This is a genomic window from Kineococcus rhizosphaerae (assembly GCF_003002055.1).
Taxonomy (GTDB): domain Bacteria; phylum Actinomycetota; class Actinomycetes; order Actinomycetales; family Kineococcaceae; genus Kineococcus; species Kineococcus rhizosphaerae.
In genome coordinates this window covers 229,392-245,252 of sequence record NZ_PVZF01000005.1, presented here as the reverse complement: position 1 = coordinate 245,252, position 15,861 = coordinate 229,392, and the positions used below count along the sequence as shown (strand labels likewise).

Here is a 15,861-nt window from a genome sequence, read left to right as displayed (position 1 = left end):
CCTCAGCCCTTGCGGAACTGCACCACGGCCCAGCTCAGCGGGGGCAGCACGACGGTGGCGAGGCCCTCGGTGACGGTGACGTCGTCGAGGGTGCGCAGCCCGACGGCGGTGTGGTCGCCCTCGAGGTTCGTCGTGTGCCGGTCCTGGCCCTCGGCCGCGGCGAGGTACTTGGCGTTCGAGACCCGGTCGACGCCGAAACCGCGCAGCGGGACCTCGACGGAGGCCGAGTCGGCCTGGTCGCGGTTGGCGAGGAACACCGTCAGGGTCTCGTCGTCGTAGGTCGCCGAGGCGTCCACGACGTCGACGGCGTCGAACTTCGCGGTCTCGTACTTGTCCGACGTGGTGACGACCTGGAGCACGTTCCCGGTGGCCAGGCGGCGGACCTGCTCGAAGGGGTGGGCGATGGTCTGCTTCCACGCCTCCTTGCCGGGTTCGCTGCGCAGCAGGCCGATGACGTTCACGAGCTGGGCCTGGGCGCCGATGTGGACGCGGTCTGCGTGGCGCAGCAGCGAGTTCAGCAGGGTCCCGACGACGACGGCGTCGGTGACGGAGTACTCGTCCTCGATGACGCGCGGCGCCACGTCCCACGGCTGGACGCCGGGGGCGTGGTGCGGCTTCGACTGGTACCAGACGTTCCACTCGTCGAAGCTCAGGTTGATCTTCTTGGTGTGCTTGCCCTTGGCGCGCACGGCGTCGGCGGTGGCGACGACCTGGTCGATGAACAGATCCATGTCGACGGCCGAGGCCAGGAAGCTCGCGGCGTCGCCGTCGTGCTCCTGGTAGTAGGCGTGCAGCGAGACGTAGTCGACCGCGTGGTACGACAGTTCCAGGACGGTCTGCTCCCACTCCCCGAACGTCGGCATGGCCCGGCTGGACGAACCCACGGCGACGAGTTCGATGTCGGGGTCGATCGAGCGCATGGCCATGCCCGTCTCGGCGGCCAGCCGGCCGTACTCGGCGGCGGTCTTGTGCCCGGTCTGCCAGGGGCCGTCGAGCTCGTTGCCCAGGCACCACAGCTTGATGTCGAACGGGTCCTTCGAACCGTGCGCCTTGCGCAGGTCGGCGAACTTCGTGCCGGAGTCGAGGTTGGCGTACTCGAGCAGGTCGCAGGCCTCCTGCAGGCCGCGGGTCCCGAGGTTGACGGCCATCATGGTCTCGGTGCCGACCTTGCGGGCCCAGGCGTCGAACTCGGCGAGGCCGAACTGGTTGGTCTCCACCGAGCGCCACGCGCGGTCGATGCGGCGGGGGCGGTCCTCGCGCGGGCCGACGGAGTCCTCCCACTCGAAACCGGAGACGAAGTTCCCGCCGGGGTAGCGCACGACCGTGGGGCCGAGTTCACGGGTGAGTTCGAGGACGTCGGTCCGCAGCCCGTCCTCGTCGGCGCTGGGGTGGTCGGGTTCGAAGATCCCCGTGTACACGCACCGGCCCATGTGCTCGACGAACGAGCCGAACAGCCGGCGGGGGACGGGACCCACGGTGAAGGCGGGGTCGAGGGCGAGTCGGGCGGTGCGCACGGTGGGCTCTCCTGGGGTCGCGTCACGTCGGTGTGAGGTCTTGCAACGTTGGAAGGCAGTCAACGCGAAAGGCGCAGCCCCGTCAAGACGTCCGGTGGCACAATGCGCCGATGCCCCCCGCAAGCACGTCCAGACGCGCTCAGCGCCCCACGACCCTCCGGGACGTGGCCGAGGCGGCGGGGGTCTCGATCAAGACGGTCTCCAACGTCGTCAACGACCACCCCCACGTGCGCCCCGAGATGCGCGCCAAGGTGAAGGCCTTCATCGCCGAGCTCGACTACCGCCCCAACGGGATCGGCCGCCAGCTGCGGCAGGGTCGCACGGGGCTGGTGGCCCTGGCGCTGCCGGACGTCACGAGCCCGTACTTCGGGGAGCTCGCCTCGGCGCTCGTCAACGCCGCGCGCGAGCGCGGCCTCACCCTGCTGGTCGAGCAGACCGACGGCGACCCCGACCGCGAGCGCGAGGTCGCCACCGGGTTCCCGGTCCGGCTCGTCGACGGGTTGGTGTTCGTGCCGCAGAGCCTGCCGGTGGAGGAGCTGAAGCAGCGCCGCGACTCCACCCCGGCCGTCCTCATCGGGGAGTACGGGCAGGGCTCGGACTTCGACCGCGTGACGATCGACTCGGTCGACCTCGGCGACCAGGCGTCGCGGCACCTGCTCGACCTCGGGCGCCGGACGGTCGCCCTGCTGGGCGACAAGGCGCGGGGCGAGGTGCGCCCGCCCGTCGTGGCCCAGCGCGTCGAGGGGTACCGCCGGGCGCTGCGCCGGGCGGGGGTGGCCTTCGACCCGGACCTGCTGCGCCCGCTGCCGGAGTGGACGCGCCAGCACGGCTACGACGGCACGCTGGCCCTGGTGGCCGACCGCCCGGACGTCGACGCGATCTTCGCCGCGAACGACCTCGTCGCCTTCGGGGCCCTGCACGCGCTGCGGCGCCTGGGGTTGCGCGTGCCCGAGGACGTCGCGGTGGTGGGGGTCGACGACGTCGAGCAGGCGCAGTTCGCCGCCCCGACCCTGACCTCGGTCGCGCTCGACCGCTCCGAGATGGCCCGGCTGGCCCTGGGGCTGCTGGCGGACCGCCTCGCCGGGCACGACGGCCCCGAACGCCTGCTGACGGTGTCCGGGCGTCTCGTCGTCCGCGAGAGCACCGCGGGCTGAGCGCCCCGGAGAACTTCCCCACGGTGGTTGACGTCAGTGTTGACTACGTAGACACTCGCTCCTGACAAGGTAGTCAGAACCTGTGGAGGAGGTGGCCCCGTGGCCGATCGACGTCCTGCCGGCATCGAGGTCGCCCGGCTCGCCGGGGTCTCGCAGAAGACGGTGTCCCGCGTCGTCAACGGGGAACCCAACGTCTCCTCCGAGGTCCGCGACCGCGTCCTGCGCGTCGCGGAGGAGCTCGGCTACCGCCCCAACAAGGCCGCCCGCGCCCTGCTCACGGGCCGCCACCAGCGGCTCGGGGTCGTGTGGACCGGGGCCAACCTGCACGGACCGACCCAGACGCTCGTGACGGTCGAACTGGCCGCCCGGGCCCGCGGGTACTCCGTGAGCGTCACGTCCGCCGGACCCTCCGGGGACCTGTCGGCCGCCGTGGACTCCCTGCTCGCGCAAGGGGTCGACGGCATCCTCGTCGACGAGCCGGTCGACGACCACCCGCTGCTGGCCAGCCCCCCGCCGCTGCCCGTGCTCACCCTCGGGCACGACGGGGACGTCGACGGCAGCGACTGGATCGCGGCCGTCGCCGCGGCCGTGCAGCACCTGCTCGACCTCGGGCACCGCACGGTCCACCACGTCGGCGGCCCCGTCGAGTGGTGGACCGCCCGGGACCGGACCGAGGGCTGGCGCCGGGCCCTGCAGCACGCCGGTGCCGTCGTCCCCGAGCCCCTGACCGGCGACTGGTCGGCGGCCTCGGGCCACCGCGCGGGTCGGCGGCTGCTGACCGACCCCTCCGTCACCGCCGTGTTCTGCGCCAACGACGAGATGGCCCTCGGCGTCGTCCGCGCGTGGACGGAGGCCGGCCGTCGCGTGCCGCAGGACCTGTCCGTGGTCGGGGTGGACGACATCCCCGTCGCGGAGTTCGTCAACCCGCCGCTGACGACCCTGCGGCAGGAGTTCCAGCTCACGGCCGACCGGGCCGTCAGCACCCTGATCGACCGCATCGAAGGACGCGCCGCCGCCGGCGACCGCCTCCGTGCCGTCCCGTCGCTCGTCGTGCGGGCCTCGACGGCACCACCCCCCTGAGGACCCCTTTCGCACGGAGAGGACAATGATGTCGCCCACGGGAATCAGCCGCCGGCAGGCGCTGAAGCTCACCGGGTCGGCCGTCGGTGGAGCAGCCCTGCTCGCCGGCTGCGGATCCGGCCTCGCCGCCCCCGTCACGTCCGGAGACGTCACGCTGGACTTCTGGACCCACGACGAGGGGTACGAGACGTTCTTCCGGGACGGGATCCCGGACGCCGACGCGGCGACGGACTTCCGCTACACCCTGGACGCCACGCGCGCCGGGGCGCAGGACCTCGTCACGAAGCTGCTGGCCCAGGCCGTCGCCGGACGCGGGAAACCCGACGTCATCGGCATCGAGATCGGGCAGTTCGCCCGCCTGCAGCGCGGCGACCTCGCCGAGCGGCTGCTGTACGACTGGACCGACCGCGTGGCCGGCCTCGGCGACGACCTCATCGCCGCGCGCAGGGCGCCGTACACCAAGGACGGCAAGCTCTACGCGCTCGACTCCGACACGCCGATGGTCGTCTACTACCAGCGCGAGGACCTGTTCTCGCAGTACCGGCTGCCGACCGACGTCGGCAGCTGGGAGGAGCTGGCGCAGGTCGGGGCGCAGGCGGCGCAGCAGCACGGGGTGGCCCTGGGCGTGCTCGCCGCCGGCAGCGACCTCGGTCAGATCGTGCAGGGTTTCCAGATGCTGCTGCTGCAGCGCGGCGGGGCGTTCTTCGACGCCGACGAGAACCTCGTCCTCGATTCGCCCGAGGCGGTCGAGACCCTGCAGTTCGTCGTCGACGGGCTGAAGGACGGCTGGATCACCACGGTCAACGACTTCTACGGCGCCAGCGTCCAGGCCGGGCTGAAGTCGGGGAAGATCGCCGGGATGTGGATGGCGAGCTGGTACTCCGCCTTCGGTCTCAAACCCAACGTCCCCGAGCAGGCGGGGGCGTGGCGGCTGCGGGCGCTGCCGGCCTGGTCGGCCGGCGGGTTCGCGACCGCCGCGGCCGGCGGGACGGGTTTCGCCGCGACCGTCGACCAGTCGGGCACCGAGGCCGCCGCGGAGTTCATCGCCTCGACCTGGATCACCCCCGAGGGGCAGGTCCGGCGGTTCCAGGAGCTGACCTACCTGCCGACCCTGCGCTCGGTGTTCGACTCGCCCGAACTCGAGGTCGCCGACGACTACTTCGGCGGCCAGCAGGTCATCGACGTCTACCGCTCCATCGTCGACGACGTCCCGGACTACTACCAGAGCCCCGACTCGTCCATCCTCAACGACGTCCTGTCCGGCCACCTCGTCAGCGCCTACCGCGGCGACGAGTCGCCGGCTCAGGCGATCCGGGGTGCGGCCGAGGACTTCGCCAACCAGGCAGGGAGGTGATCGCGGTGGCCACTCAGGAGACCCTCCCGGCGCCGACGAGCACGCGCACCGGAGCACCCCGTCCCCGCAGCACGACCGCGACCCGGGCGCCGTACGCCTTCATCGCCCCGTTCTACGTCCTGTTCGTCCTGTTCATGCTCGTCCCGATCGTCGCCTCGCTGTACCTCAGCCTCACGAGCTGGGCCGGGCTCGGGGCGCCGGAGTGGATCGGGCTGCGCAACTACGCCAACCTCTTCACCGACTCCAGCTTCCACAAGGCGCTCGTCAACACGCTCCTCTACGTCGCGGTGGCCGTCGTCGTCATCGTGCCCGTGTCGCTGCTGCTCGCCACGGCCCTGAACGCCCGGGGCCTGCGGGCCCGCGACGCGTTCCGGGTCACGTACTTCGTCCCGATGGTCGTCTCGCCCATCATCGTCGCGCTCATCTTCAGCCTCGTCTTCGACCAGAACTACGGCCTGGCGAACTCGCTGCTGCACGCGCTGTTCGGCCTCGGCGGCGTCGACTGGCTCGGCGACCCGACCATCGCCAAGGTCGCCATCTCCCTGGTCATGCTCTGGCGCTGGGCGGGGTACCTGACGATCTTCTTCCTGGCCGGTCTGCAGAACGTGCCGAAGGACCTCTACGAGGCGGCCGCCCTCGACGGCGCCGGCTGGTGGCGCAGCTTCACCTCCGTGACGCTGCCCGCGCTGAAACCCGTCACCGCGTTCGTCGCCGTCACCTCGTTCATCTCCGCGGCGCAGATCTTCGACGAGCCGTTCCTGCTCACCCAGGGCGGCCCGAGCGACCAGACGCTGTCGGTGGCGATGTTCATCTACCGCGCGGCCTTCCAGCGCCAGCAGTTCGGCTACGCCGCCGCCGGCGGCGTCGTCCTGTTCGTCGTCGTGTTCCTCGTCAGCCAGGGCTTCAACCGGCTGCTCGGCATCGGGAGGTCCTCGTGACCACGTCCACCCTCACCCGCCCGGCCCCGCCGAGCACCGGAACCCGCCGCTCCCGGCCCTCCGGTGGACGGGTCCTGCTCTACGTCACCCTGACGGTGCTCGCGCTGGCCTTCCTCGCCCCCTTGCTGTGGGCGGTGTCGGGGTCGTTCAAACCGCGCGGCGACATCTTCTCCGTCCCGGTCCAGGTCCTGCCGAGCCACCCGACGCTGGAGAACTACCGGAACCTGCTGACCACCCAGCCGTTCTGGGCCTGGTTCGGCGTCTCGACCCTCGTGGCGGTCGTGGCGACCGTCGTGTCGGTGTTCGTGTGCGCCATGGCCGGTTTCGGCTTCGCGAAGTACACCTTCCGCGGCAAGCGGCTGCTGTTCTCGGTGATGTTCAGCTCGCTGTCCGTCCCCTTCGCGGTCATCCTCGTGCCGCTGTTCGTCCTGCTCGTCAAGACCGGGCTCGGCAGCCCGTGGTTCGCGCTCATCGTCCCGTGGGTCGCCCCCGCGTTCGGGATCTTCATGATGCAGCAGTACATCGTGCAGTCCGTGCCCGACGACGTCCTCGAGGCGGCCCGCATCGACGGCTGCGGCGAACTGCGGACGTTCCTCACCATCGTCCTGCCGCTGCTGCGGCCCTCGCTGGGCGCGCTGGCGGTGTGGACGTTCCTGCAGAGCTACAACAGCTTCCTGTGGCCGCTGGTCATCGTCTCCGACACCGACCGCGCCACGATCCCGCTGGGCCTGCAGACGCTGTTCCTGTCCGAGAACCGTTCCTACGACCTCGTGCTGGCCGGCGCGGTGCTCGCCACCGTGCCGACGATCCTGGTCTTCCTGCTGCTGCGCAAGCAGTTGCTGGAGGGCCTGGCGGCCGGCGCGGTGAAGGGCTGACCCCGTGTACACCTCACCCGAGAGCGTGCGCTTCGGCGCCGCGTACTACCACGAGTACCAGCCTGCCTACCAGGACTCGCCCAAGCTGGCCGAAGACCTCGACCTGATGGTCGAGGCCGGGTTCACCGTCATCCGCGTCGGGGAGTCCGTCTGGTCCACCTGGGAACCCGAGGACGGCCGGTTCGACCTCGACTGGCTCCAGCCCGTCCTCGACGGCGCCCACGAGCGCGGCATCGACGTCGTGCTGGGGACCCCCACCTACGCGGTCCCGCCGTGGCTGGCCCGCGCGTACCCCGAGATCGCAGGGGAGACCGCGACCGGGGTCCGGACGGGCTGGGGCCAGCGCCAGGAGGTCGACTACACCCACCCCGCGTTCCGGTTCCACGCCGAGCGGGTGGTCCGGAAGGTCGTCGCCCGGTACGCCGACCACCCCGCCGTCGTCGGGTTCCAGGTCGACAACGAACCCGGGATGCAGCTGTTCCACAACCACGGCGTCTTCCAGCGGTTCGTCGACCGGTTGCGCCGGCAGTACGGCGACGTGGAGACCCTGAACCGCGAGTGGGGTCTCGTCTACTGGTCGCACCGGCTCTCGGACTGGGCGGACCTGTGGCGTCCGGACGGGAACGTGCAGCCGCAGTACGACCTGGCCTGGCGGCGGTTCCAGGCCGACCTGACGACCGAGTTCATCGCCTGGCAGGCCGACCTCGTGCGCGAGTACGCCTCGCAGGACCAGTTCGTCACCACGTGCATCGCCTACGACCGGCCCGCCGTCGAGGACGACGCCCTCACCGCCCGGCTCGACGTCACCGCCGGGAACCCCTACTACACGATGCAGGACGGTCTGCAGCTGCCGGCACCCGCCCGCGAGCGGCAGGGCTGGACGACGAACGGCGTGTGGGCGCTCTACCAGTCCGCGGACCGCATGTGGTCCTCGAAGCAGTCGAACTACCTCGTCACCGAGACCGACGCGCAGGCCATCGGCATGCCGTGGGTGAACCGGCCGGGTTTCGACGGGCAGTGGAAGCAGGCGGGGTGGGCCCTGGTCGCCCGCGGGGCCGACATGGTCGAGTACTGGCACTGGCACACGCTGCACTTCGGCGCCGAGACGTACTGGGGCGGGGTGCTGCCGCACTCGGGACGGCCCGGGCGGGTGTTCGCCGAGATCGCCGAGCTGGGCGCGCAGTTCAAGGCCGCCGGCCCGCTGGTGACGGGTCTGCGACCGCACCACGACGTGACCCACCTGTACTCCAACCCCAGCAAGTGGTCGATGGCCGAGGCGCCCCCGCTGGCGACGGCCGACGGGGGACCCGACGAGCGGGCCTACCAGGGGCTGTTCGAACCCTTCTACCGCGGGGCGTTCGACGCGGGAGCCCAGCAGCGCCTGCTGCACGTGAGCCAGCTGACGGGGTCCGTGGAGGAGTTCGTCGCCCGGAACCCCGTGCTGGTCGCGGCGGGGTTCTACGTGGCCGACGACGCGACGCTGGAGTTCCTGCGCCGCTACGCCCTGGCCGGGGGGCACCTCGTGCTCGGGCCGCGCACCGCGTACGGGGACACCGAGAACCGGGCCCGGGCCGAACGCCAGCCCGCGCGGCTGCACGAGGTCGCCGGCGTCAGCTACGACGAGTTCTCCAACCTCGTGCGCGACGTCCCCGTCACGGGACTGGCCGGCACCGCCACCCGGTGGGCCGACGGGCTGCAGGTGGCCGAGGGGACCGACGTGCTCGCCACCTACGACGACCCGCACTTCGGTCGCTGGCCCGCGGTGACCACCCGGGCCACGGGGGCGGGACGGGTCACGACGGTGGGGACGGTGCCCGACGCCGACCTCGCCCGCGCCGTCTTCGAGCGGGTCCTGGCCGGTGTCGACACCTCGTGGCGGGGCACGTCGGGGACCGTGACGGCCACCTCGGCCACCGCGCGCGACGGGTCGGTCGTGCGGTTCCTGCACAACTGGTCGTTCGAGCCGGCGACGGTGGACCTGCCGGCCGCCGTGCGGGACGTCGTGACCGGCGAGGAGCTCGGGGCGGGCACGTCGCTGGCGCTGGGCGCGTGGGACGTCCGGGTGCTCGCGGAGGTCTGAGCGGGCCGTCGGCTCCCCGGCCCCGGCGGACGGGACCGGGGCCGGCGTCCCGCGGTGAGGGCCTCAGCCGCGCCGGGCCTCGCGGCTGAACCTCGGGTGGGGGCGGCGGCCGGCGTCGGCCGGGGTGAACGTCGTGCCGGGCGGGACGATCTCGTCGATCCGGTCGAGCACCTCGTCCGGCACCTCGAGGTCGGCGGCACCCAGCTGGCTCTCGAGCTGCTCCAGCGTGCGCGGCCCGATGATGGCGCTCGTCACGCCGGGGTGGCGCAGCACGAAGGCGATGGCCAGGTGGACCAGCGACACCCCGACCTCGTCGGCCAGCGCCCCGAGGGCGTCGGCGGCCTCGAACTTGCGCTGGTTGCCCGGGTCGGTCAGGTCGTAGCGGGCGGGGAGGCGCTCCGACCGGCTGCTGGCCGGGGTGTCGGCGCCCTTGCGCCAGTTGCCGGACAGCCACCCGCCGGCCAGCGGGCTCCACACCAGGGTGCCCATCCCGAACTGCTGCGTCACGGGGAGCAGTTCCTCCTCGATCCCGCGCACGAGCATCGAGCAGGGCGGCTGCTCGGTGACGAACCGCTCGTGCCCGCGCCGTTCGGCGACCCACTGCGACTCCACGACGAGGCTCGGCGGGAACGTCGAGGACCCGATGGCCAGGACCTTGCCCGCGCGCACGAGGTCGGTCAGGGCGCCGAGGGTCTCGTCGAGCGCGGTGGTGCAGTCCGGGCGGTGGACCTGGTAGAGGTCGATGTGGTCGGTGCGCAGCCGCCGCAGGCTGTCCTCGACGGCGCGCACGATCCAGCGGCGGGAGTTCCCGGAGCGGTTGGCGCCCTCGCCCACCTGGTTGTGGAACTTCGTGGCGAGGACCACCTCGTCGCGCCGGCCCACGAGGGCCTCGCCGACGATCTCCTCGCTCTCGCCCTGGGAGTAGACGTCGGCGGTGTCGACGAAGTTGATCCCCGCGTCGAGGGCGCGGTGGACGATCCGCTGCGAGTCCTCGTGGTCCCGGTTGCCCCAGGCGCCGAACATCATGGCGCCGAGGCACAGCCGGCTGACCTGGATCCCCGTCGTGCCGAGGGTGCGCACCTGCACGGGCGCGACGCCACGTCTGCTGGCAGGCTGCCGCCCGTGAGAGCCGTGCAGGTCGAACGGACCGGAGGACCGGAGGTCCTCACCGTCGCCGACGTCGCCGCCCCCGTGCCGGGCCCGGGTCAGGTCCTGGTCGACGTGGAGGCCGCGGGCGTGAACTTCATCGACACCTACCGCCGCAGCGGGGTGTACCCGCTCGAGCTGCCCTCGGTGCTGGGCAGCGAGGGCGCCGGCCGGGTGGCCGCGCTCGGACCCGGCGTCGAGGACGTCGCCGTCGGCCGGCTCGTGGCGTGGAAGGAGGCACCGGGCAGCTACGCCGAGCAGGTCGTCGTGCCCGCGGGCGAGGTGCTGCCCGTCCCCGACGGGGTCGACGCCCGCACCGCGGCGGCGGCCCTGCTGCAGGGCCTGACGGCGCACTACCTCGCCACCGACACCCACCCCGCCGGGGAAGGCACCTGGGCGCTGGTCCACGCCGGTGCCGGCGGGGTCGGGCTGCTGCTCACCCAGGTGCTGAAGCTGCGCGGAGCCCAGGTCCTCACCACGGTCTCCACCCCGCAGAAGGCGGAGCTGTCGCGCGCCGCCGGGGCCGACGAGGTCGTCGGGTACGCCGAGGCCACGGCGCGCGCGAAGGAGCTCACCGGCGGCCGGGGCGTCGACGTCGTCTACGACAGCGTCGGCAAGGACACCTTCGACGCGAGCCTGCAGGCGCTGCGGCCCCGCGGGCTCATGGTCCTGTTCGGCGGCTCCAGCGGTCAGGTGCCGCCCTTCGACGTCCAGCGGCTCAACGCGGGCGGGTCGCTGTTCCTGACCCGCCCCACCCTCGCCGGCTACACCCTGACCCGCGCCGAGCTGCTCGGTCGGGCCCGCGAGCTCTTCGGCTGGATCGCCGCCGGGCAGCTCGACGTGCGCGTCGGGCACACGTACCCGCTCACCGACGCGCGGCGCGCGCACGAGGACCTCGAGGGCCGGCGCACGACGGGCAAGCTCCTGCTCGTCCCCTGAGCGACCGCCCTGCGCGCGGCCGGCCTCAGCGCGGGTCGGCCAGGACGCAGAACTCGTTGCCCTCGGGGTCGTGCAGCGTCGTCCAGCCCGCCCCGGGGACGGCGGGCGCGAGCACCGCCCCGGTGGCCAGGGCCTGCCGCAGGACCGCCTCGCGACCGGGCCCGGAGCGGGTGGCGCGCACGTCCAGGTGCACGCGGTTCTTCACGCGGTGCGGGGTCGGGGAGGCCACGAACTCCAGGAACGGCCCACCGTCGCCGCGCAGCGCCGCCACCCGCGCCGAGGTGCGCACCGGTCGCATGCCGACGAGGGGGGCGTAGAACTCCGCCAGCAGCGCCGGGTCGCGCGCCAGGCACACGACCGCGGCCAGGCGCCCGGTGCCGTCGTACTCCGGGCGCGGGTCCAGCACGCAGAACTCGTTGCCCTCGGGGTCGGCCAGGACGACCCAGGGGGCGTCGCCCTGCCCCACGTCGACCCGCGAGGCGCCGAGGTCGAGCAGGAACGCGACCGTCTCGCGCTGGTCGGCGGGGGAGGTGGAGTCGAGGTCGAGGTGCACCCGGTTCGGCCCCTGCTTGGGGTCGGCGACCGGGACGAAGACGAGCTCCACCCCGGGTTCGCCCTCGGGCGGGACCACGTCGACCTCGTGGTCGTCGCGGTAGCCCGGGCGCCAGTCCAGCGCCTGCCGCCACCAGTGGGCCAGCGCGCTCGGGTCGGCCGAGTCCACGACGACGTTCTCCAGACGGCTGTGCACGCCCCGACGGTAGCCCGCTCGGCCCAATCGCGACCGCTCGTGCCGGTGTCCGTCCCACCGCGCGCGGGCCAGCCGCTAGCGTGTGGCCATTCACTCGTCCGGAGGGGGGACGGCCGTGGCGGACGACGCTGTGGCGGAACGGGTCGAGGCACCGCTGACGGTGGCCCCGGCCGTCGTCGACCGCACCCGGCTCTCCTGGCCGGACGCGGCCAAGGCGGTCTGCATCCTGCTGGTCGTCGTGGGTCACGTGTCGTACCTGCTGATCGAGGTCCCCGATCCGCGCTGGTTCGTCCACGCCGGGTCGCCGCATGTCTGGAACGCGGTCGACGTGCTGCTGCGCCCGGTCCGGATGCCGCTGTTCTTCGCCGTCTCCGGGTTCTTCGCCGCGTCCGCGCTGGCCCGGCCGTGGGCCGCGACGCTGCGGCCCCGCGTGGGCCAGAACCTCTACCTGCACGTGCTCTGGCTGCTCATCGGCTTCGGCGTCTCGGTGGCCGTCGGCATCGACACGTACATGGCGCCCCCCACGGCCCGCCAGCTCCCCGAGGCCCTGCTCACGGCGTCCTACGGGCTCTGGTACCTGTTCGCGCTGGCGTTCTACTTCCTCCTCGCCCGGCTGACGCGGTCGTGGCCGGCGTGGGTGCCCGTGGCCCTCGCGGCGGTGCTGGCGGTGGTCTCGTTCACCGGGGTCCTGCCGGGCGACAAGGACGGCGACACCCACTCGGTGCTGGAGAACCTCGTGTGGTTCCTGGCCGGGGCCCGCTTCCCGGACACCGTCCGGCGGCTGTCCGCGCGCCGGCGGCCGGTCCTGGCCCTCGGGCTGGGGGCGCTGCTGGTCGTCGTGCTCGTCGGGCTCCGGTTCGTGCACCCGCCGACCGTCGTCCAGGCCTTCCTGGAGATCCCCACCCGCGCCGGCGCCGTCGTCGTGGGCGTCCTCGTCGCCGTCCTGTTCACGTCCCGCTTCCCGCGGCTGACCGAGCCGCTGCTGAGGCTGGGCCGGCGCACGCTGCCGGTCTACGCCTTCCACGGCATCCTCCTGATGGTCCTGCAGCGACCGCTCGCCGACGTCGCCGAGCCGCTGTTCTCCCGGCTGCCGAAGCTCGCGGTCTGGGGGGTGGTCCTGGCCTACCCGATCGTGCTGACGGCCGCCTTCACCTGGCTGTGCCTGGCGTTCCAGACGCTGACGCGCCGCCTCGGGGCGGGCTTCCTGTTCGCCCTGCCCGCTCCGCCCGCCCGCCGGACGGTCCGCCCGGGAGCGGCCCAATAGACTCGCGGGCATGACCAACGTCCTCTCCGCCGTCGCGTGGCCGTACGCCAACGGCCCGCGTCACATCGGCCACGTCGCCGGCTTCGGCGTCCCCTCCGACGTGTTCAGCCGGTACATGCGGATGGCGGGGCACGACGTCCTCATGGTCTCCGGCACCGACGAGCACGGGACCCCGATCCTGGTCCAGGCCGAGCAGGAGGGGCTGACCCCGCAGGCGCTGGCCGACCGCTACAACCGCGTCATCACCGAGGACCTGCAGGGCCTGGGGCTGTCGTACGACCTGTTCACCCGCACCACCACGGCCAACCACTACTCGGTGGTGCAGGAGATGTTCCGCACCGTGCACCGCAACGGGTACATGGTCGCGCGCAAGGGCATGGGCGCGATCTCGCCGTCCACCGGGCGCACCCTGCCGGACCGCTACGTCGAGGGCACCTGCCCCATCTGCGGGTACGACGGCGCCCGCGGGGACCAGTGCGACAACTGCGGCAACCAGCTCGACGCGATCGAGCTGAAGAACCCCCGCAGCCGCATCAACGGCGAGACGCCGGTGTTCGTGGAGACCGAGCACTTCTACCTCGACCTGCCCGCCCTCTCGGAGGCGCTCGGGTCGTGGCTGCAGACGCGCGCCGCGACGGGCCGCTGGCGGCCCAACGTCCTGAACTTCTCGCAGAACCTGCTGGAGGACCTCAAGCCGCGGGCCATGACGCGCGACATCGACTGGGGCATCCCCGTCCCGCTCGCGGGCTGGGAGGACAACCCCGCCAAGCGCCTGTACGTCTGGTTCGACGCCGTCATCGGCTACCTGTCGGCCTCGGTGGAGTGGGCCCGCCGCTCCGGCGACGACGACGCCTGGCGCAGGTGGTGGACCGACCCGTCCGCGGAGTCGTACTACTTCATGGGCAAGGACAACATCACCTTCCACTCCCAGATCTGGCCGGCCGAGCTGCTGGCCTACGACGGGCGCGGTGCGCGCGGTGGCGAGCCGGGCACGTTCGGCAACCTGAACCTGCCCACCGAGGTCGTCGCCAGCGAGTTCCTCACCATGGAGGGCAAGCAGTTCTCCTCCAGCCGCGGCGTCGTCATCTACGTGCGCGACGTCCTGGCCCGCTACCAGCCGGACGCGTTGCGGTACTTCATCTCCGCGGCCGGCCCGGAGAACAACGACTCCGACTTCACCTGGCAGGAGTTCGCGACCCGTGCGACGTCCGAGCTCGTCGCCGGCTGGGGGAACCTGGTGAACCGGACGGCCTCGCTCATCGCCAAGAACGTCGGCGAGATCCCCGCCGCGGGTGAGCTCACCGACGCCGACCGCGCGCTGCTGCAGACCACCCGGGCCGGGTTCGCGACGGTGGGGGAGCTCATCGAGCACCACCGCCAGCGCGCCGGTCTCGGCGAGGCCATGCGCGTGGTGGGTGAGGTCAACAAGTACCTGACCGACCAGGAACCCTGGAAGATCAAGAACTCCGACCCCGAGCGGATGCGGACCGTCCTGCACGTCACCGCCCAGGCCGTCTCGGACTGCCGCACGCTGCTGTCGCCGTACCTGCCGCACTCGGCGCAGAAGGTCCACGAGGCGTTCGGGGGTTCGGGCACCGTGTCCCCGCTGCCGGAGCTGCGCGAGGTCACCGACCTCGACGACGGTCGCCCGTACCCGATCCTCACGGGCGACTACCGGCGCGGGCAGACCCTCCCGGCCTGGGGCTCGCACCCGATCGTGCCGGGCACGAAGGTCGAGCCGCCGACGCCGATCTTCACCAAGCTCGACGTCGCCGCGGTCGTCGAGGAGGAGCTGGAGCGGCTGAAGCGGTGAGCCGTCCCCGCGAGCGTCCACCGGCACCCGAACCGCTCGCGGTCCCGGTCGTCGACAACCACACCCACCTGGACTCGGAGACTCCCGAGGACGTGGAGGTGCTGCTGGCGGCGGCCGCGGCCGCGGGGGTCCCGCGCAGCGTCCAGATCGGCTGCGACCTGGCCGCGGCGCGGTGGACCGTCGAGGCCCTCGACCGCCACCCGCAGCTGCTCGGCGGGGTCGCGCTGCACCCCAACGAGGTCCCGGACCTCGTGGCGGCGGGGGAGTTCGAGGCGGCCCTGGCCGAGATCGCCGCCCTGGCCCGCCACCCCCGCGTGCGCGTCGTCGGGGAGACGGGCCTGGACTACTTCCGCACCGGTCCCGAGGGCGCGGGGGTCCAGCAGGAGTCCTTCCGGGCCCACGTCCAGCTCGCCAAGGACCTCGGGCTGGCCCTGCAGATCCACGACCGGGACGCCCACGACGACGTCCTGGCCGTCCTGCGGGAGGTCGGGGCCCCGGAGCGGACCGTCTTCCACTGCTTCTCCGGCGACGCGGCCATGGCGCGGGTGTGCGCCGACGCGGGGTACTACCTGTCCTTCGCGGGCACCGTGACCTTCAAGAACGCCGAGCCGCTGCGCGAGGCCCTGCGGATCGCCCCGCCCGAGCGGATCCTCGTCGAGACCGACGCCCCGTACCTGACGCCGACGCCCCACCGGGGCCGGCCCAACGCCGGGTACCTGGTCCCGCTGACCGTGCGGTCCATGGCGGCGACGCTGCAGACCGACCTGGACGGGCTGTGCGCCGCGCTGGACGCCAACGCCGAGGCCGTCTACGGGCCCTGGTGAGGCTCGTCACGCCCGGGCGTTGAAAGGGTTCAACCGGTCAAGCGGTCACGGCGGTTTGTCGATCGGGTCTCGGAGCGGTTACGGTCCGCTCCTGTCGGCCGGATCGAGGCGGCCGGACCGAACGGCGTCAGC

13 protein-coding genes are annotated in these 15,861 nt (G+C 72.6%); 10 read left to right on the top strand and 3 right to left on the bottom strand.

What is annotated here, in order from left to right:
* Window positions 1–2: 2 nt before the first annotated feature.
* On the bottom strand, window positions 3–1,514 hold the full coding sequence (arfA, locus tag CLV37_RS12065) for an arabinosylfuranosidase ArfA (RefSeq protein WP_106210566.1): 1,512 nt from the start codon (window positions 1,512–1,514) through the stop codon (window positions 3–5).
* Between the two features lie 164 nt (window positions 1,515–1,678).
* On the opposite strand from arfA, the gene CLV37_RS12060 reads away from it, so the two are divergent.
* From CLV37_RS12060 to CLV37_RS12035, 6 genes are all read left to right on the top strand, one after another.
* Complete coding sequence (locus CLV37_RS12060; protein ID WP_170127217.1) at window positions 1,679–2,668, top strand: LacI family DNA-binding transcriptional regulator; 990 nt, start codon at window positions 1,679–1,681, stop codon at window positions 2,666–2,668.
* A 99-nt stretch (window positions 2,669–2,767) separates the two neighbouring features.
* A complete protein-coding gene (locus CLV37_RS12055; RefSeq protein WP_106210562.1) occupies window positions 2,768–3,748 on the top strand; it encodes a LacI family DNA-binding transcriptional regulator in 981 nt (326 codons plus the stop codon).
* A 28-nt stretch (window positions 3,749–3,776) separates the two neighbouring features.
* On the top strand, window positions 3,777–5,102 hold the full coding sequence (locus CLV37_RS12050) for an ABC transporter substrate-binding protein (RefSeq protein WP_106210560.1): 1,326 nt from the start codon (window positions 3,777–3,779) through the stop codon (window positions 5,100–5,102).
* Window positions 5,103–5,107: 5 nt separating this feature from the next.
* Window positions 5,108–6,040: a carbohydrate ABC transporter permease gene (locus tag CLV37_RS12045; protein WP_211298585.1), complete on the top strand. Its 933-nt coding sequence runs from the start codon at window positions 5,108–5,110 to the stop codon at window positions 6,038–6,040.
* Window positions 6,037–6,915 (top strand): carbohydrate ABC transporter permease, encoded by an 879-nt coding sequence (locus CLV37_RS12040; RefSeq protein WP_106210558.1) that lies wholly within the window; start codon window positions 6,037–6,039, stop codon window positions 6,913–6,915. Before CLV37_RS12045 ends, CLV37_RS12040 begins: the two co-directional genes overlap by 4 nt.
* A gap of 4 nt (window positions 6,916–6,919) precedes the next feature.
* Window positions 6,920–8,995, top strand: a complete 2,076-nt coding sequence (locus CLV37_RS12035; protein ID WP_211298584.1) for a beta-galactosidase — start codon at window positions 6,920–6,922, stop codon at window positions 8,993–8,995.
* 63 nt (window positions 8,996–9,058) lie between these two features.
* Here the strand turns inward: CLV37_RS12035 and CLV37_RS12030 are convergent, their stop codons facing one another.
* The gene (locus CLV37_RS12030; protein ID WP_106210556.1) at window positions 9,059–10,081 is read right to left on the bottom strand and encodes an aldo/keto reductase; all 1,023 of its coding nucleotides are present in this window, start codon (window positions 10,079–10,081) and stop codon (window positions 9,059–9,061) included.
* Between the two features lie 36 nt (window positions 10,082–10,117).
* Here CLV37_RS12030 and CLV37_RS12025 point away from each other — a divergent pair, with 36 nt between their 5' ends.
* Entirely contained in the window at window positions 10,118–11,080 is a 963-nt protein-coding gene (locus CLV37_RS12025) for a quinone oxidoreductase family protein (protein ID WP_106210554.1), read from the top strand.
* A gap of 25 nt (window positions 11,081–11,105) precedes the next feature.
* Here the strand turns inward: CLV37_RS12025 and CLV37_RS12020 are convergent, their stop codons facing one another.
* Window positions 11,106–11,828, bottom strand: coding sequence for a VOC family protein (locus tag CLV37_RS12020; protein WP_106210552.1), 723 nt, complete (start codon window positions 11,826–11,828; stop codon window positions 11,106–11,108).
* Between the two features lie 115 nt (window positions 11,829–11,943).
* On the opposite strand from CLV37_RS12020, the gene CLV37_RS12015 reads away from it, so the two are divergent.
* From CLV37_RS12015 to CLV37_RS12005, 3 genes are read left to right on the top strand one after another with little or no spacing between them, the layout of a single operon-like run.
* Window positions 11,944–13,092, top strand: a complete 1,149-nt coding sequence (locus tag CLV37_RS12015) for an acyltransferase family protein (RefSeq protein WP_170127216.1) — start codon at window positions 11,944–11,946, stop codon at window positions 13,090–13,092.
* Window positions 13,093–13,102: 10 nt separating this feature from the next.
* Window positions 13,103–14,905, top strand: coding sequence for a methionine--tRNA ligase (gene metG, locus CLV37_RS12010; RefSeq protein ID WP_106210548.1), 1,803 nt, complete (start codon window positions 13,103–13,105; stop codon window positions 14,903–14,905).
* Window positions 14,902–15,729, top strand: a complete 828-nt coding sequence (locus CLV37_RS12005; RefSeq protein WP_106210546.1) for a TatD family hydrolase — start codon at window positions 14,902–14,904, stop codon at window positions 15,727–15,729. The genes metG and CLV37_RS12005 overlap by 4 nt, the downstream gene beginning before the upstream one ends.
* The last annotated feature ends 132 nt before the right edge of the window (window positions 15,730–15,861 follow it).

Bases quoted from the DNA above. Each gene is read 5' to 3' on its own strand.
- CLV37_RS12050 (WP_106210560.1), top strand. From the start codon at position 3,777: ATGTCGCCCACGGGAATCAGCCGCCGGCAGGCGCTGAAGCTCACCGGG.
- metG (WP_106210548.1), top strand. From the start codon at position 13,103: ATGACCAACGTCCTCTCCGCCGTCGCGTGGCCGTACGCCAACGGCCCG.